General features: G+C 61.5%; 14 protein-coding genes. 7 read left to right on the top strand and 7 right to left on the bottom strand.

Going from position 1 to position 18,912, the window contains the following annotated elements; genetic code table 11:
- Positions 1 to 4: 4 nt before the first annotated feature.
- Together ACQPW1_RS11175 and ACQPW1_RS11170 are read right to left on the bottom strand one after the other, a co-directional pair.
- Complete coding sequence (locus tag ACQPW1_RS11175; RefSeq protein WP_433662648.1) at positions 5 to 967, bottom strand: alpha/beta hydrolase; 963 nt, start codon at positions 965 to 967, stop codon at positions 5 to 7.
- Positions 968 to 1,029: 62 nt separating this feature from the next.
- Positions 1,030 to 1,293 (bottom strand): DUF6841 family protein, encoded by a 264-nt coding sequence (locus ACQPW1_RS11170; RefSeq protein WP_433662647.1) that lies wholly within the window; start codon positions 1,291 to 1,293, stop codon positions 1,030 to 1,032.
- Between the two features lie 449 nt (positions 1,294 to 1,742).
- On the opposite strand from ACQPW1_RS11170, the gene ACQPW1_RS11165 reads away from it, so the two are divergent.
- The 4 genes from ACQPW1_RS11165 (at position 1,743) to ACQPW1_RS11150 (ending at position 6,116) form a co-directional block, all read left to right on the top strand.
- Positions 1,743 to 2,954, top strand: a complete 1,212-nt coding sequence (locus tag ACQPW1_RS11165; protein WP_433662646.1) for a PucR family transcriptional regulator — start codon at positions 1,743 to 1,745, stop codon at positions 2,952 to 2,954.
- A gap of 108 nt (positions 2,955 to 3,062) precedes the next feature.
- On the top strand, positions 3,063 to 3,887 hold the full coding sequence (locus ACQPW1_RS11160; RefSeq protein ID WP_433662645.1) for an LLM class F420-dependent oxidoreductase: 825 nt from the start codon (positions 3,063 to 3,065) through the stop codon (positions 3,885 to 3,887).
- An 851-nt stretch (positions 3,888 to 4,738) separates the two neighbouring features.
- Entirely contained in the window at positions 4,739 to 4,969 is a 231-nt protein-coding gene (locus ACQPW1_RS11155; RefSeq protein ID WP_433662644.1) for a hypothetical protein, read from the top strand.
- A 97-nt stretch (positions 4,970 to 5,066) separates the two neighbouring features.
- Complete coding sequence (locus ACQPW1_RS11150; protein WP_433662643.1) at positions 5,067 to 6,116, top strand: LLM class flavin-dependent oxidoreductase; 1,050 nt, start codon at positions 5,067 to 5,069, stop codon at positions 6,114 to 6,116.
- Positions 6,117 to 6,534: 418 nt separating this feature from the next.
- On the opposite strand, the gene ACQPW1_RS11145 is transcribed toward ACQPW1_RS11150, so the two are convergent.
- From ACQPW1_RS11145 to ACQPW1_RS11130, 4 genes are all read right to left on the bottom strand, one after another.
- Positions 6,535 to 7,044 (bottom strand): alpha/beta fold hydrolase, encoded by a 510-nt coding sequence (locus tag ACQPW1_RS11145; RefSeq protein WP_433665205.1) that lies wholly within the window; start codon positions 7,042 to 7,044, stop codon positions 6,535 to 6,537.
- Positions 7,041 to 7,346, bottom strand: coding sequence for an acyl carrier protein (locus tag ACQPW1_RS11140; protein WP_433662642.1), 306 nt, complete (start codon positions 7,344 to 7,346; stop codon positions 7,041 to 7,043). The genes ACQPW1_RS11145 and ACQPW1_RS11140 overlap by 4 nt, the downstream gene beginning before the upstream one ends.
- A 2-nt stretch (positions 7,347 to 7,348) precedes the next feature.
- Positions 7,349 to 7,828: a hypothetical protein gene (locus ACQPW1_RS11135; protein ID WP_433662641.1), complete on the bottom strand. Its 480-nt coding sequence runs from the start codon at positions 7,826 to 7,828 to the stop codon at positions 7,349 to 7,351.
- A gap of 221 nt (positions 7,829 to 8,049) precedes the next feature.
- Positions 8,050 to 8,877, bottom strand: a complete 828-nt coding sequence (locus ACQPW1_RS11130) for a GNAT family N-acetyltransferase (RefSeq protein WP_433662640.1) — start codon at positions 8,875 to 8,877, stop codon at positions 8,050 to 8,052.
- Positions 8,878 to 9,071: 194 nt separating this feature from the next.
- Here ACQPW1_RS11130 and ACQPW1_RS11125 point away from each other — a divergent pair, with 194 nt between their 5' ends.
- From ACQPW1_RS11125 to ACQPW1_RS11115, 3 genes are all read left to right on the top strand, one after another.
- The gene (locus ACQPW1_RS11125) at positions 9,072 to 10,628 is read left to right on the top strand and encodes an N-acyl-D-amino-acid deacylase family protein (RefSeq protein WP_433662639.1); all 1,557 of its coding nucleotides are present in this window, start codon (positions 9,072 to 9,074) and stop codon (positions 10,626 to 10,628) included.
- Positions 10,629 to 11,022: 394 nt separating this feature from the next.
- Positions 11,023 to 12,012 (top strand): helix-turn-helix domain-containing protein, encoded by a 990-nt coding sequence (locus tag ACQPW1_RS11120; RefSeq protein ID WP_433662638.1) that lies wholly within the window; start codon positions 11,023 to 11,025, stop codon positions 12,010 to 12,012.
- Positions 12,013 to 12,436: 424 nt separating this feature from the next.
- Positions 12,437 to 13,303, top strand: coding sequence for an IclR family transcriptional regulator (locus tag ACQPW1_RS11115; protein ID WP_433662637.1), 867 nt, complete (start codon positions 12,437 to 12,439; stop codon positions 13,301 to 13,303).
- Here ACQPW1_RS11115 and ACQPW1_RS11110 read toward each other — a convergent pair.
- On the bottom strand, positions 13,260 to 18,836 hold the full coding sequence (locus ACQPW1_RS11110; protein ID WP_433662636.1) for a type I polyketide synthase: 5,577 nt from the start codon (positions 18,834 to 18,836) through the stop codon (positions 13,260 to 13,262). The two genes, ACQPW1_RS11115 and ACQPW1_RS11110, sit on opposite strands and share 44 nt — an antisense overlap.
- Between the last annotated feature and the right edge of the window lie 76 nt (positions 18,837 to 18,912).

Here is an 18,912-nt window from a genome sequence, read left to right as displayed (position 1 = left end):
ACAATTATCCGAGCGCCGGCTCCTGTAATGCGACCGCTTCCTGATCAGACGGCTGCTCTTGCGGCAGCATTGTCGTCATCCACTCGGCGGCCTCATCGATTGCTTGGCGGCCTGCCGCGAGTTCATGGTGGAACCAGGCAAAGCAATGAATCATGTGCGGCCAGACTTTGAGCGTGACCGCCGACCCGCCGAGCGCGGCTCGGGACGCGACGGCCAGGGAATCACTCAGCAAGACCTCGTCGGAGCCGACGTGCAGCAGCAGTGGCAGCTCGTGACTGAACTCGCCGAAGACCGGTGAGGCCAGCGGATCGGTGGGATCGTGGTCGCCGAGGTAGATACGGGCGAGGTCGGACAGCGAGGTTCTGCTGAGCATCGGGTCGTGGTCTGCCGTCACGGCGTACGACTTGCCTGACTGAGTGAGGTCGGCCCATGGGCTCATGAGATAGGCCGCGGCAGGTGTTGGTAGTCCGCTGGCCGCGGCGCGTTGCGCGACGATCAGCGAAAGCCCACCGCCGGCGGAATCTCCCGCGACGATCACCCTGTCGGCGGTGACGCCGTCGAGGGCAAGCAGCCCGCGGTACGCCTCGAATGCGTCCTCGGCCGCCGCCGGGTACGGGTTCTCCGGCGCACGTCGGTAGTCGACAACGTAGGCGGCTACCCCGGCCCGCTGCGCGAGGTTGCCAACGAGCGCCGCGTGACCGGCCGGGCTACCACTGGAATAGCCACCGGCATGGAAGTACAGCAGCGCGCCTCGCGTCCGTCCGCTCACCGGGTACAGGACCTCAGTGGGCACGCCACCCAGCGTCGACGACGAACGAGCCATACCGTCGGGGAACGGCGCGGATAACCCGTACGCTTCCTGTGCACGCCGCGACTCGGCAACGGACGGATTGATGTTCGGGTCCACGCCCTTGGCTACCAGCGTCTGGCGCAGAGCGATGATATCGAGCGGCGGGATATGATCCATATCGCAACTATCTCCGATGTCGATGGTTGGCAGATCGTGGTGCCGACTGCCGGAACGAACGATCAAGCCACGGGTGCGGGATTTTGGCGCGAAGCACAAGCGTCGATGCGCCAGCCCAGGTCCGTCATGACCACGAAATACACCCAGCGGATAACATGGAAAACCTCGCCTTCGCCGTTGTAGCGATTCCACGTCATTTCCACCACGGCGGCACGAATATTGATCAGGTCGACTACGCGGTCGACAATGGTGTGCCCGGCGTATTCATTGCATCGCATGGTCTCGATGTATTCCATGTAGTAGGGGATCCTCGCGTCGATGCCCACCTGGCCCAGCTAATCCGAATCGGTTGTTCCGGTCCAGGTCCATGTCCATGTCATACAGTCCCGGCAGAGCTCCCGAATGTTGTCCTCTTCGTCCCCGTACTCGAAAACCATCTTTTCGCAGCCACTTACATACCGGTCGAACAATGTCAGAATGCCGTCTTTCACAGCCGTGTCGATACCCATGAGAATCACCCTTCCGATGAATCTATCCATTCGGTCGACGCCTGCCTACCCGATCGACAATGCCACGGCAGTGCAAAAAGGTCGTTGGCGCCAGCGCGCGCAAAATCCAACCCGCTCTGTGCGCACGCACAATCAGACGGCATCGTCGGCCTCAGCCGTCTGTGTGCTCGCCTGGAGTCAGGCGCCTATAGCGTTCATCGGCACTGGGACCGCGAACACACCCCCGCTGAGAACGATCTGAGCATCGATCGAGGTATCGTGCTGACATGACCGCTCAGGCTTCTGCCATGCCTCGTGAGCTGGTGGAATACGGTGTGACGGCGCTGGCGAAGGTGGATGAGCTCGCGGCGGAGCTGTCGCGGCGAGTGATCGCTGCGGAGGCCGAACTGGCGGTGGGCACGTTGGTCCCGGCGGAGGACGCCTACCAGGTCTGCGTGGACATGCTGACCGAGTTCTATCGGTACCTGGCCGGTGACGCGCCGCTCGACCCACAGGTGGTGCGCGCACTCGGGCAGCGGCGGGCGGAGCAAGGGGTGCCGTTGTCGGCAGTACTGCACGGGTTCCGGATCGGCGGACGCTTCATCTGGGAGACCTTGGCCGCTACGGCAGACCTTGCCGATCGCCGCCACGCCGAGGCTGTCCTGTCGCAGGCGACCGTCTTGTGGACTGTTTTGGACGACTATTCGACCGAACTGCGCGAGGCCTACGGCGAGGCGGTCGCATTGCGCACTCGTCAACAACAAACCGAACGTAATCACCAACTCGACACCCTGCTGAAAAGCGGGTCGGAGCTCGGCAGTCGGTGGGCCGCAGCCGATGCTCTCGGACTGGCCAAGCGCGGGCAGTTCCAGGTGATGGTCGCGGACGACCCCGCGCCCGAGACCGACCATATCTGTGCCTCAGCGCTGACCCGCGCAGGCATTGCGTCGGTGTGGCGGATTTCCTCCGATGAGCTGGCCGCGGTGCTGACGCTGGGGCCGCGCGCTTCAGCGCAGGACCTGGACCAGGCACTCGCCGGAGTTCAGCACGCCAGGGTCGGCGTCAGCCCGGTGTTCGAGCAGATCAGCGACGCTGGGCTCGCACATCAACGCGCGCGGATCGCGGCGGCCTGCGCACCGTCCGGCACCGCCGAGGTTCGCCACTACGGCGATGATCCGATCGCCACACTCGCCTCGACCGCCTCCGATACCGCCCGCTACCTCGCGGACCAAGTTCTCGGCCCAGTGTTCGCCCTGCCAGAGCGCGAACGCGCCTCCCTCTTGGAGACACTACGAGCATGGTTCGCCGCCGGTGGGTCCACCGATATGGCGGCTACGGCGCTGTTCTGCCACCGCAACACCGTGCGCTACCGCCTGCGACACCTGGAGGAGCTGACGGGCCGTCGGTTGACCGACCCACGCGATGCGGCACAGCTGTATCTCGCCGTGGAGACAGTTGTGCAACACGACGAAGAGAGGTTCGTCGCCGAACAGAGCTGAACGCCTGAACGCGCAAGAACGGCTGACCGGTACCACGGCGTCGACAAACCGACACGCCAACCAACCCACAACTGATGCCGACCGAATGGGACCGATTAAAGTACCGGAATGGACTTCGGCGTTTCGGCTTTTGTCACCGACGAGAGCATCCGACCCGATCTACTGGGAATAGCATTGGAGGAGCGCGGGTTCACCTCCTTATCCCTCGCCGAGCACTCGAATATCCCGGCCAGCCGGAAATCGCCATATCCCGGAGGCGGGGATCTACCCAGGCGCTACTACCGAACGATGGACCCCTTCGTCGCGTTGACCGCGGCCGCTGCCGCAACCCGAACCCTGCGGGTCGGTACCGGCATCGCGCAACTCATTCAGCGGGATGTGTTCCACACCGCGAAAGAGGTCGCCAGCCTCGACATCATCTCCGGTGGACGGTTCGATTTCGGGGTCGGGGTCGGCTGGAACCGGGAGGAGATGCGCAACCACGGCACCGACCCCCGCACACAAGGCACACTGCTGAACGAGCGGCTCGCGGCGTTGAAAGCCATCTGGACACAGGACGAAGCGGAGTTTCACGGCAAGTACGTCGACTTCGATCCGGTCTTCGTCTGGCCGAAACCCCTACAGAAGCCGCATCCGCCGATCTATATCAGCAGCGTGAGCCCAGCCGCGCTGGCCAGGGTGGCCGAATACGGCGACGGCTGGCTACCCACCCTCATCGACCCAGCTGGGGTGCGCCAAGGCTTGCAATGGCTCGCCGACCAGGGTCGCACCGGAATCAAGGTCACCGTCTGGGGCGTACGTGATCCCGGCATGATCACCGGTTACGCCGAAGCCGGCGTACATCAGGTGAACATGCTGCTGCCCAGCAAACCCGAAGACAAAACCTATCGGGCACTCGACGAATTGGCCACGCTGGCGGATGGCTACCGCTGACCAGACCAGCTAGGCCACATCTTCATCCGCGTTAACCACCCAACTACGACCTGCGGAAACACTGCCTCGGGCGGCGTGTGGACGCCGTGTTCGGTCCTGTGGGAGGCGATGAACCGGGCCACGCTCACCTGGTCGCCTCCTTACACCCACAGGACCACCAATCCCGCAGTATCTCATGCGAGGCGTAGGTAGCCCCAATAATATTTGGGTCTCGATCACCGTCATGTTTGGCGCCAACAGCCGTCCACGGATTGGCGCCGAATCCGCTGATTCGTTGGCCCTGCTCACACGGTGAAACGAAAGTCAACGCGCGTTGTCGGGGATGCCCAGAGTCGGCCTAAACTCGACTGATACGACAGTCCACCGTCTCGCTATCCTCAGGAGAATATTGGCCTGCAACCATTTCGTGGAGGCATTACCATGGCAATGACATCGAGCCACCTGTGTGGGCACCTCCCGTGCGGATCGTTATGAAAGTCCAGGCTTGACACTTCGACGACCTACAAGAAATATTCGCCGCAGTAATGATCTGCTCCACGTTTCCTGGTGTGAATAAGTCGACCGGTTGATCGGCGTGATGATATCGAATTCTCCTGGCCGCCAACGCTTTGGTGGCGCGAAGGCAGCGGAACACCGGCCCACCAAACGTAAGCTGGCCGCGTCGTCGGGACTTGAATTGGAGTCGGCAGGAATGACATGGAACGCTGTCAGAGATAGCGAGTTGCATTAATGGGCAAACGTTTGGCTTTCGTGTTTCCGGGTCAGGGATCGTACCTGCCCGGTGTCTTGTCGGAGATGAACACCGCTGTCGTAGCATCGATGCTGGATCGGCTCGATGACGTGGCGGTCGAATGCGGCCGCGAACAACAACGGGCGATAACCTCGCCGTTGGATCCGATCAACAGCTCCTCACCGCGATCGCCGAACTCAGCGACGGCCGCGGCGTCGCGCTCTTCCTCGACAACCTCGGCGGTACATTGTTCCCCACCGCCTTGAGAGCCCTTGCACGCCAAGGCATCATCTCCACTACAGACTTCGCAACAAATTTTCCGAACTGGTCAATGAGCAGTTCCGAGAATTGAGTGATCGACTGCAGAGATCTATTGGCCCGTAGATATATAAACTATCAGCACGTTAATCCGATAGAAGGTGAGTCACATGTCTCGTTTGGGAGTTAGCATGCCGATGCGCGGCGTTCCCATAAGTAAAATATCCGCATATGCGCTACAGGCCGAAGAAGCCGGTGCAGAATCCTTGTGGGCGTATGAAATTCAACGAAACCCATTCATTCAATTGTGCCTCTCGGCCACCACCACTACCAGAATGAGTCTTGGCACCGCGGTAGCCCAGGCTTTCCCGCACACTCCGTTTTCGATAGCAAGTGTGGCGGCAGATATCGACGAAATTTCACAGGGTCGAGCGATTCTCGGTATCGGGCCTGGTGCGCCCGAGCTCGTGTCAGGTCTTCACTCGATCGACACTCAGCACCCGATCGGCCGGATGCGGGAGTTCATCGATGTGATACATGCGTCTTGGGACTACCACAATAGCACGGACGGGGATGTTTCTTACAATGGAAAATATTACCAATTGAGCTGCCCGCCGATCAACCCATTCCGTCAACGGGCTCTCGTACGTCCGCGTATACCAATCTACCTTGGAGCAACGGGCAAGCAAATGCTGCAGCTCGCCGGAGAAAAGGCCGACGGGGTCATCGGAGCTTTTTGGTCACCGAGCTTCATCGAAGAACAGATTCGACCCCAGATCGCGCGCGGGGCCGAGCGTGCGGATCGTGACCCATCGACGATAGACATCGCGTCATTGACAATCTGCAGTGTGTCCCGTAACCACGCCGAAGCGGTACGCCGTGCCCGCATTCATGTCGGCGTGTACACGGCCTCCACCTTCGCCGACCCGGTCATCAAGTTCCATGGCCTAGAGCGCGAGCAGGAAGCCCTGCGCATCGCTTTGCTCCAATTCGGTTTCGAGGCGCTAGAGGACGCGACAGACGATAAGCTGCTCGAAACGTTCTCCGTTGCGGGTACCACAGACGAAGTCAAGGATCAGCTCAAACCGTACTCGGACGCCCTTCCGCACAACGTTCTCCACACCCCCTATGCGCCGCAATTGACCGGCGAGGACATCGGGGACGCCTTCTCGAGCCTGCTGGACGTATTCGGCGATCTGGCGCGGGCGGAGCTTGACCACAAGCCGGTAGCAACCCCCTAGTCCGACCAGGATCACCTTCCCGGTCCCTAACCTCGACCTTCGTCGGCCCTTCGGCCCGGCGTGATCGGGTTCGGATTGAGATTTTCAGATCATACTGGGGCTGAGCGCTGCGGTCAGGGCTGAGGGAAAGTCCTGTTTCAACTGGCCCCCGGATGTAGTCGGCCAACTCGCTGGGTTGGGTTTGTCCGGCGGCTAGCGAGGTGACCCACGGCTCCGGCGTTGTCGGCCGGTGAAATTGTGACCTGCGTCGATGTGACGCGAATTCGGTGGTGATTCTGGGGTTTTCGCCGGGGCACACGGCCGACAATGATGGCGTGACGGATGTGTCAGCGGTCAAGTAATCCCCCCAGGTGAAGGGTACGACAAGAACACGAACAACCGTGCACTCACGACCGGTATCAGCGCCGCCCGACCAGAATTACCTCGGTTGATCACACGTTCCATGGAGTCGGTCGTCAGTACTCGAGTCGCCAACGCGGCTTGCTCCAGCTTCTGAACAGATCCAGATAGTGACCGAATGCCGACATCGGAGCATAGTCAACCGAATAGTATTCCCCCCAATATCAGCGACTGTGAACATAAACCCACCTACAATATTGGGATCATCTGTGTCGATAAACCGAGTATCGATCAGAACAAGGCCAGCGGGAGGCACTCCGGTAGCTTCCAGGAAACGCGTAACCGCGTGTCCTATCCAACCGCCGGAGGAATGCCCGACAAGGATGAATGATTTGCCTGCCGCGCAATCGATAATAGCTGTGTCCATAGTTTCCGCCAGCGCCTCGATGGTCTCCGGCAAGTCCTCCCCCGCCGAGAATCCTGGACTGGAGAGGACCACCACATCTCGAATATCACGGAACTCAGCGGCGAAGCCGGCGTAATGAAAGTAGGCTTGCGTCGGAGTCACGGTGTTGAGACAAATAATCATCGGGCCATCGCCGCCCCACTCGAGACAAAATGGGCGCGGCAAATCCGCCAACTCCGAAACGCTGCCGAATTTGTTCTGGTGCGCCCCGCTGCACTCAGAAATTCCAACGCCTCAGTGAACTTCTGCTGACTTATCGCCGATGTGAACACCGATCCGATGCTTCCGGCATGATCATCGGTAGCAGTGGCGTGCGCAACAGTCGAGATACCTTCCATGAGTTCCGTCTGGAGATGGGCGGCCAGCGCCGCGGGAGTGCCATGATCAAAGGTGACGGTAGGAGAAAGCCGAACACCGGTGATCATCGTCAGTTGCTTACGCAGCGAAACCGCGATGAGCGAATCACCCAACTCCTGAAACGTTTATCACTCGCGACCTCGTCCGCTGACGGTTGATTCAGCAACACCGCAAGGATCGCACGGATACGCGCCAAGAGCAGGACGCGCTGATCGGCGGAATCGGAGCATTCCGCCAGCCGTGTACGCAATGACTCACCACCAGTATCTACCTCGTATCCCATGTCATCAACGGAGTCTGTTGCGCTGTCGACCTCGGGTAGCGCGCTGAGCAGAGCACGAGTGCGCCGACGCCATGCGGCGAGTGCGGGAAGTACCTGATCCAAGGCGCCCTTCTGGTCGTCGCCCGTGAGGTCGAGTGTCTCGATCAGGCTTGCGCGGTCATCACGTTCGATTGTTTGCCACAGCAGCGCCTCTGCTGTGCTGGCGGCGCCGGGGGGCAGGTTGTTGTCCAGCCAGTAGTGCCGGCGCTGGAAGGCGTAGGTGGGCAACTCGATTCGCCGTCCACCCCTCACCTCGCGCACCAAATCGCGAACAGTCTTGCCGCACAAGAATTTCGCGCAATCAAGACCAAATCTCTTTGGTCCACTGTCCGGGCTGCCATCATTAGGCTGATCGTTGTCGAGCTACGACGCACCACTCAGTGACGCAATCAGCTCGCACAGCCGGGGGTCAGCGTAATAGGGCAGCAACGACCCGAAGCGGCACAGCGCTAGCTGGGACCGGATTGATGAGGTGCGGCATGACGATCGGAACTGCGCAGGGCTGGATCGGCCACGAGCCGGTAGACGGCGACATCGTCGGCGGTTCTGCGACACGACACCGGTTGGAACCCTACGGTGATCAACGCGCGCAAAGTACCGCGAATGCGGCAGCACAGATCGCACGAGACATCCTGGCGCACATGGTCGCAGTCCGTGGGGATCGCAAGCAGGACTGTCTCGATATCGGCCCGAGGATCGGTAACAGGAGAACCGACTACCAGCCCGGGCGGCGGGTCCGGCCAGCGGCGGGTGTATCCGGCCACCTCCCACTGGACGATGATCCGGTCGGTGGGACGCCCCCGGTCGCGTCCGATGTTTTCGATGCCATAGAAATTGGGCACGAAATCACATCCGCGGGCAGCCAGCACATCGAGGTAGAAATAGGCGTTGTCGGTGCGCAACGGATCATAAGCCCACCGGATTGTGCCCAGTCCGCGGGTAAGGGCGATGTCGCGCATGCGATACATCAGCGCACGACCGACGCCAGTGCTGCGGCGATCGGGCCGGACCACCAGCAGTTCCATGTAGTGGTAGAGCGCGGCGACCTGACCTGTACAGCCCTGGTCGATGCCGAGAAAACCGTAGGTGAATCCGGCCAGCTCCCCGCCGACGTAGGCGCCGAGCGCAATACCACCGTTGCGAACGAGCGCGGCCAGCAACCGCGGGCTCGGCGCGGGGTCGTCATCCCGCAGAGCAAACACTTCCCGATACATCGCAATCGCGTCCGACAGGTTCTCGGACCCCTCGAGCTCACTAACGACGATGATATCCGTCACCGCTGCCATACCAGAGAGTTAGCCACCCCCGGGACGGGCAAGTCAACGCAACCTGCGGCATGTAGCTGCTCGGTTACTCAACAGCAACGCCGAATGTCACGGCTCGAACCCCCGGTCCACGGCGACGCCAAAGCCAGCGGCAGCGCGGCCGAAGCACGCGTGGCTAAGATCAACAATCTTTCCCCGGTTGTGTCATGTTCGACCTGATAGTCCGTGACGGTGTCGTCTTCGACGGTGCAGGCGGTCCGGGACGAGCAGCCGACATCGGCATCATCGCCGACCGAATTCGCGAGATCGGTGATCTCAGTACCGCCACGGCACGGAACGAGATCGACGCAGTCGGCCGGTATGTGCTGCCGGGCTTCATCGACGCCCACGTCCACGGCGAGAATGCCGCACTCGACCCGCAAGTACAGTTGGCGGCGTTGCGGCAGGGCGTCACCACGTTCGTGCTAGGCCAGGACGGATTATCGTTCGCGCCGGCGACCCCTGCCGCGCTGCACTGGGTGTCACGCTACTTCGCTGCCGTGAACGGCTCGATCGCTCCGCACCAGATCGACCTGCTCGAGCCGCGCTTCAGCATCGCTGGTCTACTCGAGGGCTATCACCGAACGACCGCGCTGAACACGGCGTATCTGGTGCCACTCGGCACAGTGCGTTACAGCGTCATGGGCGAATGTTCACGAATACCGGACGCGCAGCAACTAGCTGCGATGGTCGCCTTGGTCGAGGAAGGCATCGACCATGGTGCGGTCGGTGTGTCCTCAGGGCTGAGCTACCTTCCCGGTCGGTTCGCCACGATCACCGAACTGGCGGCGCTGAGCCGACCAGCCGCACGCCACGGACTCCCCTACGTGACCCACATGCGTAGTTACGGAAACGACGCTGCCACCGGTGTGCGCGAGGCGTGTGCCATCGGCCACCGCGCGACTGTCCCGGTACATATTTCGCACTATCACGGCGCCGGCGGCCCACTGCTCGAGTTGGTCGACACCGCCCTCGCGAGCGGGCTGGACCTCACCTACGACACCTACCCCTATCTGCGCGGGTGCAGCATTCTTTCGAAGATGCTGCCCGACTGGCTGGCTACCGCAGATCTCGATCAGACCCTCGACGCACTCGCCGATCACACTGTGCGCAAGGCGATTACGGCGGAAACTGATCCGGCACTGTGGCAACGACTTACCCTCGCCCACGTGCCAAGCGACCGCTACCGGTGGACGGAGGGCCTGCGGTTGTGTGAGGCGGCCCGCCGAGTCGGCATGGCCCCCGACGACTTCTGCGCCGAACTACTCATCGCCACCGCGCTCGGCGCCGGTGTGGTGTTCGAGTATCCGGAACGCAATGGCATGGACTCAGTCAGGCAACTACTCCGCCATGACGTGCACATGGGTGGGTCCGACGGGATCTATGTCGGTGGGCATCCGCACCCTCGTGGCTTCGGTGCCTTCGCACGACTGCTCGGTCGGCATGTCCGTGAACTGCGCGACTGGACCTGGGCACAGGCGGCAGTCCATTTGGCCGCTCGTCCAGCGTGCCGATTCCGGCTGTCCGATCGAGGGACCATCGCCCGAGGAAAGGTCGCTGACCTGACTATCGTCGCCCCCACGGCGGTCACCGATCGCGCCACCTATGCCACACCGCGAGCGCTGGCCATCGGAATCGACGATGTCATCGTCAACGGCAGACCAGTCCTCGCCGGCGCTCAGCTGACCGGAGTCTCAGCAGGAACAATACTTCGACCTTGCTGAAGCGGAAGCGGCCGGTCATATCAGTGGAAACGTAACTATGTTTCAACATCTCCATGAACTACGCATAAAAGGATCAGCGAGAACTCGGCGATCGTTGTATCGACCAATGGTCGCGGAATTCGCCGGCCTCGCCACGTCGTTCTGCAGCTGCCATGCTCGGGTGCCCACTGCACGACAACGGCATCGCCGGGGAGTGCAGCAGACTGCCTGCACCAGAAGACCGTGCCAGGTTGTTCTCGGTCGGGCGGATCGCCGCCGCGGCGGCTCAAAGCTACGACGGCAATCCGCCCGATCTCGACCATAAATTGCACGGCCGCCTGATAATTGATCGTCAGTGCGCTCTCATTGATCGACTGTGCACGCTAGAACTCGGTCCGACGGCCTAGGGGATGATATGACGATTATCCTTGACACCGACCAGTTCGATCCGCGCGACCGCGCGGAAATGCTGGCTACCGCAACACAGGAGGCGTCTGCACCGGCATACATGGCGTTCACCTCTGAAGGTTCGGTCGTCGCGCGTTACGACAGCTGGCAACTCGGACAGCTTCGCGTGCACCGATCGGCGATGACCGGATTTACCTTGACCCGAACAGTGAAACAGGTTCGGACTTCACCCACTTCGTTGCTCGCGATCCAACTTCAGGAGCGCAACCGCTCACGCCTGACATATCCCGATACCCAATACGAGGCCACAGCCGGTCAGCTGCTCATAATGGATCTCGATCTGCCCTACCAGATCGACTGGCCCGGCGGACAAGGTGTGGCGATGTTCGTTTCCCGCGAGCAACTGGGCCTGTCGATCGAGACGATCCACGCCGCCCTGCGTCGGCCACAACACAGCCCACTTTATCGCTTTCTCGCCAACCAAATTGCTCTGACAGCCGATTCAATCGACACGCTCGAGAGCGATGCCGGGGCGCCTGTCCTGGGCGATGCCTGCGTGGAGCTGGTGCGCGCGTTCCTGATGTCGGCGGCTACCCAAGGCAACGAGGACGGGACTGCGCTTCCCCAGGATATCCTGCTGACCCAGATCCGCGAATACATCCGCCGTCAGCTGTCCGATCCGGACCTCAATGCGGCCGCAATCGCCCGCGCCCACAATATTTCGCTCCGCTACCTGTACAAGGTGTGCGCCCGTGCGGGACTCAGCCTCGAGAAGGCGATCATCACCCAACGACTCGAGCGCGTCCAAAGCGACCTCGCTCGACCCGACCTTCAGTACCAGACGATCGCAGCGATCGCCTACAGCCACGGCTTCCGAGACCCTTCGCATTTCACCCGCCGCTTCCGCGCCGCCTACGGCATGACACCGCGCGAATGGCGGAGGGAAGCCCTCGAACGGTCAAGCGTCACAGCGCTACCAGGTATCGATGAGCCGTAGGGCGCGGTTGTATGATCCCTGCTGCACTGGCGGGGGGACTGGATCAGCGAACTGCCTGGCGCAGTGCACATACCACTCCGACATAGTGCACACATCGGCGGATCGGACAGCATCCACGGGTGTAATAGGACGACGGTGAGCGCGCCGTTGGATCGTTGTGGAGTACCGGTGAGGATGCCGTCCATGGCAGCGCGGATGCGGTCGCGCTCATCCCGCGCAGTCACTCGGCAGTCCAGATACGGCACGAGTGAAACCAAGTTCGAGCAGGTCTCAACTCCCAAGAAAATTTGCCGTCACGCGCTCTCGATCTGACAAACTGGGCGAGCTCACTCGAGCGGGGCACGCTGTGGTGGAGTCGAGTACCGCAGTCAATGGTGATGTGAGCGTTTGTTAGCCATCGGGGGCGAGACCGAATGTGAGTATTATGTATCCTCGCCAACGGCATGGCGGACCGGTTAGTGACTCATCGTGTTCGGGCGGCTCGGTCGCGCGCACGGCCCGCGTGTTGGTCGCGCTGGGCACCGAGATGCAGCCGGTCGCGTTGTCGGACCTTGCCCGCATAGTGGGCATCCCGAAAACCACGGTATGGCGGATTCTGCAGACCCTGAGTGCCAGCGGGCTCGTAGAGCGTCGCGGAACGAGCTATGCCGTCGGGAAACGATTGATGGAAGTCGCCGGAATGTCCGAGGGCCTCGAGCGGCTGCGAGCGGCGGCGGTGCCGCATCTAGTGGACATACACGAAAGCACCGGGGCGACGGTGTCGCTCGGGGTATTGGCGGGAGCCGAAGTCCGCTTCTTGGAACGGATTTACGGCCACCAACCGGTGCGGACGCCGTCCTTCGGGCACACCCATACCCCCGCGCACTCCACGGCCATCGGGAAGATCCTGCTGGCCTACGAGCACCCGTATCTGCATACGCTGCCCGGCGATGGGGCGCTCACGGCAGCGACCGGACCAACGATCGTCAATGTCGCGGATCTGCGCGCCGAGCTGGACACGATCCGCCGAACCGGGATCGCCTACAGCGCTGAGGAATACGCGAGCGGCGTAGTATGTGTCGCCGTTCCGATTATGGGTGGCGACTCCCAACCCATCGCAGCCCTGTCGGTCAGCGACACACTGTCACGCCTGGATCTCGACCAGGTGAGCACACAGTTACGACAGGCGGCGTTCTCGACAACAGTCGCATCCCGCAGTTTGAATCGACGCCAGCCGACCTCGGTGCAGCGAAACTCGCGACAGCGATTCAGGGGCGGGTCATCTCTCCCCCCGGCACCAGGTTTTCTATGAGCGTGATCACCTCCTGACAAAGCCTGTCATCGACCATGACCGAAAAGTGATTCCCGGCCATCTTGACCCGAATCTCGTTGGCATACCGAACCATGGGAATCTGCACGTCATCTATACCTGCCGAGAGGTTTTCTGTTGCTTCGATCGACAGCACTCGAGTCGCCAGCGCCGGCTTACTCCAGTTTCCGAATATATCCAAATAGTGCCCGAATGCCGACATGGGAGCATAGTCGGTCAGATAATACTCTCCCCAGTAATCATCTGCTATCGACAAGAAGCCACCCAAGGCGTCGATTTCCAGCGTGTCGATAAATCTGGTGTCGATCAGAACAAGTCCGGCGGGATGCACTCCTCGAGCTTCCAGACAGCTGGTGACCGCGTGACCTATCCAACCGCCGGAGGAATGCCCGACCAGCACGAAAGACTTGCCTGCCGCGCAGTCGACGATGGCCGTGGCCATGGTTTCCGACAGCACTTCAACAGTTTCCGGCAAATCCTCATCCACAGTGAATCCGGGGCTGGAGAGCACAACCACATCTCTTATGCCGCGGAACACAGCGGCGAAGCGTGTGTAGTGAAACTGCCCTTGTGTCGGAGTTACTGTGTTGAGACAAATAATCATCGGCTCACCGTCGCCCCGCTCGAGGTAGAACGGCCGCGGCAATGATGTTGATTCCGACGCATAGCCGTATTTCGTCCTGGTACGCGCGGTAGCGCTCAGAAAGTCCAGCGCGTCGGCGAACCTGTGCTGATTTATCGCGGATTTGAATATCGCTCCGATACTTCCGGCATCACCGTCGGCAGCAGAGGCGTACGTAATTGTCGCGGTGCTGTCCGTGAGTTCGGTCCGCAGATGGGCGGCCAGCGCCGTGGGCGTGGGATGGTCGAAGCTGAAGGTTGATGCAAGCCGCACCCCGGTGACCGTGGTCAGCTTCTTACGCAACGAAACCGCGATGAGTGAATCAACGCCTAGTTCCTGAAAACGCCCCTCGCTCGCGACCTCATCCGAGGACGGATGGTTCAGTAGCGCCGCCAAGATGGCACCGATGCGCTGCAGAAGCAGGTCGTGCTGATCACGTTCAGAAAGTCCAGCCAGTCGTGTACGGAACTCCTCAACCGTATCCGCCGGCTGGCTCGCCGCATCGGCCGAGTCACCTGTGGCTGCGACCTCGGGCAGCGAGCTGAGTAACGGACTCACCGCATCGCAGAATAGCGCAGAGACGAGCTGACCCCAATCGACCGCCGACACCAGCACAGCCGTATCGTTCTGTTCCAGAGTTTGTTGCAGCGCCATGATCGCCGGCTGGTGCGGCAGCACCCCGATTCCGCGCCGAAGCAGATCCTGCTCCGACATATTGCCGCTGAATGACATATCGTCCCAGGGACCCCAGGTGATCGATGTGGCCGGCAAACCTTGTGTGCGGCGGTGGTGGGCGAAGGCATCGAGGAATGCACAGACGGCAGCGGCAGCGGCTTGTTCGGGCCCGCCCAGAATGCCGGCAGCCGGGGACAATAGGATGAAGGCGGATAGATCGACCTCACGGGTGAGATCGTGCAGGTTCCAGACGGTCGCCGCCCCCGGGCCGACGACGGCATCGAGTTGTTGTGGGTCGAGACAGTCCAACGCGGCATCATCGAACTTATCCGCGATATGGACGACGGCGACCAACGGACATTCAAGGGGAACGTCGACCAGCAACCTCGCAATGTCGTGCCGGTTGGCCGCGTCGCAGGTGGTAACGGCGGCGCTGACTTCGAGATCGACGAGTTCAGCGGATATATCGGTTCTATCCGCGGGGCGCGAGCCGTCGCGAGCGAGGATGATGTGCTCAGCACCATTGCTGGCAAGCCAGCGCGCGATATTCGTGACCACCGGAATTGTCCCACCGGTCACCAGGACAGTTCCGGGTGGCATCCAGGAGCTCACACGAGTACGCGGCTCCGGGGCGTGTTCGAGTCGTCGGCAGTAGATGCCGGTCGAGCGAATAGCGAGTTGGTCTTCTGGGTGCAGGTCGGCAACAGCGCGGACCACGTGGCGAACAATGGTGGGTGTCGGGCTGTCGGGGAGATCGACGAGTCCGCCCCAAGCGGTGGGGTTTTCCAGGCAGGCGGTGTAACCCAGACCCCAAATGTGGGCTAGAGCAGGGTGTGTCAGGAGGTCCGGCGGGGCAGTGCTGACAGCACCGATGGTGGTCAGCCAGAGAGGTATCGAGGTAGATGTGTCGTGATGAGCCTGGATGAGGCCGAGCGTAGCCACGAGACCGTTGGACAACGCTGGATAGTGCGAGTGGGATCGTTCATCGAGGGCAAGCAAGGACACCACTGCTCGCGGAGGTGCCTGCTGCGGGGCTAATAGGTCGCGTATACGGTGGGCGATGGCGGCGCGGTCGGTCTCGTCTCTGCCGATGACAACAGGTACGACGTGGGCGCCGTTCTCGGTGAGAGCGGTGGTCAGAGCTGTAGCCCAAGGATGATCGGCGTGGCCGGCCGGAATCGCGAGTAGCCATGTTCCGGTCGGGCTCGTAGCGGCGGACAGGGCGCGGTAAGGCTGCCAGGTGACGCGGTAACGCCACTGCTGGATAGTCGTCATGTCGCGAGTACGGCGATGCCATGCCGAGAGCGCGGGAAGTACCTGACCCAATGCGTCTTTTTGGCTATTATCGGCCAGGTCGAGCGTCTCGATCAGAGTTGCGCGGTCTTCGCGGTCGATCATTTGCCAGAGCAGTGCCTCATCTGAACTGGTGGGAGTTACGCCAGGAGGCACATCGTTGTCCGACCAAAAGCGTTGGTGTTGAAAGGCATACGTCGGTAGCTCGACCCGCCGTGCTGCGATACCGGTGAACCTGCGTTTCCAGTCGACCGGTATGCCACGCACGAATACCTGCGCCATCTCGGTCATGAACCGGCGGATGCCACCGTCACCGCGACGCAACGATCCCACCGCGGTCGCGGTATCACCGATCGTGTCCTGAATATCGGCCGCCAACACCGGATGCGGACTCACCTCGATGAACACACCATGACCCTGCTCGGCAAGGCTGCGAATACTTTCCTCGAACTGCACAGTGTCACGCAGATTCCGGAACCAGTAGTCCCCGTCCAACCCGGCCGTATCTACACATCCACCAGTAACTCCAGAATAGAACGGGATCTCTACCGCCCGCGCGGTGATCCCCGATAACTCGATCAGTAACCGATCCCGAAGCGACTCCACCGCCACCGAATGCGCCGCATAGTTCACCGGAATCCGTTTCGCCCGAACCCCTTCGGCTTCACACACGCCCACCCACTCGTCCAACGCATCAGGCTCACCCGAAACCACCACCGACGACCGACCATTCACCGCCGCGACCACCACACGACCACCCCACCTACTCAACCGCGATTCCACCACATCCACCGGCAACGCCACCGACGCCATCCCACCCGCACCCGCCAACACCTCACCCACCAACCGACTACGCACCACCACCACCCGCGCCGCGTCTTGCAGCGACAACACCCCCGCCACACACGCCGCGGCGACCTCACCCTGCGAATGCCCCACTACCGCATCAGGTTCCACCCCGTAAGAGCGCCACACCGCGGCCAGCGACACCATCATCGCGAACAACACCGGCTGCACCACATCCACCCGATCCAACGACGCCGCACCCCCCACACCACACACCACATCCATCAACGACCACTCCACCAACTCCTCTAGAGCAACCGCACACGCATTCATCTGTTCAGCGAATACCGGCGAAGAATCCAGCAACTCCCGGCCCATCCCCACCCACTGCGAACCCTGCCCCGGAAACACAAACACCACCTTGCCCGGCTCCCGCGAAGCCACGCCCTCCACCACATCCGGTGCCGGCTCCCCGCCAGCCACCGCCTCGAGCCCCCGCAGGAAATCGGCACGATCCCGCCCCAGAATCACCGCACGATGATCAAACACCGAACGCGTCGACACCAACGACAAACCCACATCGGCCGGGCGCAGTCCGCGATGCTGGTCGATATGGGCGGACAACCGCCGCGCCTGAGCCTGCAACGCTTCTGCGGACTTGCCCGAAACAACCCACGGCACCACAACACTCGGCTCAGTGTCAGCGCCCACACTTACCCCAGCGTCTGCGTCGTCAACACCCTTACCCGGTGGTGCCTGCTCCAAAATGAGATGAACATTCGTCCCCGTAATCCCGAACGAGGACACCGCAGCCCGACGCGGATGACCCGTCACCGGCCACGACCGCGACTCGGTCAACAACCCCACCCCACCCGAAGACCAATCCACATGCGACGTCGGCTCATCCACATGCAACGTCGCCGGCAACACCCCATGACGTATCGCCTGCACCATCTTGATCACACCCGCAACACCCGCCGCCGCCTGCGTATGACCAATATTCGACTTCACCGACCCCAACCACACCGGCTCACCCCCAACCCGCCGATCCTGACCATAAGTCGCCAAAATCGCTTGCGCCTCGATCGGATCACCCAACTTCGTCCCCGTCCCATGAGCCTCCACCACATCCACATCAGCAGCCAACAACCGCGCATTCGCCAACGCCGCCCGAATCACCCGCTCCTGCGACGGACCATTCGGCGCCGTCAAACCATTCGACGCACCATCCTGATTCACCGCCGAACCCCGCACCACCGCCAACACCTCATGCCCAAGACGAACCGCATCCGACAACCGCTCCAACACCACAACACCCACACCCTCAGCCACACCCATCCCATCCGCCCCCGCCGCAAACGCCTTACACCGACCATCCGGCGACAACGCACGCTGACGCGCCAATCCGATAAATACCAGAGAACTGGCCATCACCGAGACTCCCCCGGCCAACGCCAAGTCGCACTCACCCGACCGCAGAGATTGACAGGATTGATGCAAGGCGGTCAGCGACGCGGAGCAGGCTGAATCGAGAGTGAGAGCCGGCCCCGTCAAACCAAGCGAATAGGATACGCGCCCGGATATTGCACTGGTACTGATACCTGTCATCAGATATCCCTCGGACTCGGCCGAGGCCTGGTTGGGCCGTCCAGTATCACCCTGCCCATTCGCACCTATATAGACCCCGGTTCGAGTGCCACGCAACGACATCGGATCAATTCCAGCGTGCTCCACCGCCTCCCACACCGTCTCCAATATCAACCGCTGCTGCGGGTCCATCATCAACGCCTCACGTGGGCTGATCCCGAAAAAGCCCGCATCGAACAAATCCGCGCCATCAAGAAACGACCCGTGCCGTACATACGTAGCGCCCAGACAATCAGGATCAGGATCGTAAATACTCGCCAGATCCCACCCACGACCCGCGGGAACCTCACCAACCGTATTCACACCGTCCGACACGACACGCCAAAGATCCTCCGCATTACCGACACCACCCGGGTACCGGCAGCCGGTACCCACAATCGCAATCGGCTCATAGAGCCGCGCTTCCAGAAGCTCGTTTCGCCGCCGCATGGCCTTGGCTTCCTTGAGTGACGCACGAAGAGCATCGACGACGTCTTCTGTGGGGATATTCATTGTCATTCCACCGGCTTGTCAGAGTGGGCGATATGAATGAGACCTTCGACATCTGGAGATGCCACGACTCGATTTC

This window comes from Nocardia sp. CA-128927 (assembly GCF_050955855.1).
In the GTDB taxonomy this organism is placed as follows: Bacteria; Actinomycetota; Actinomycetes; order Mycobacteriales; family Mycobacteriaceae; genus Nocardia.
The sequence above is the reverse complement of the archived record's forward strand: the minus strand, read 5'-3'. Positions and strand labels throughout refer to the sequence as shown.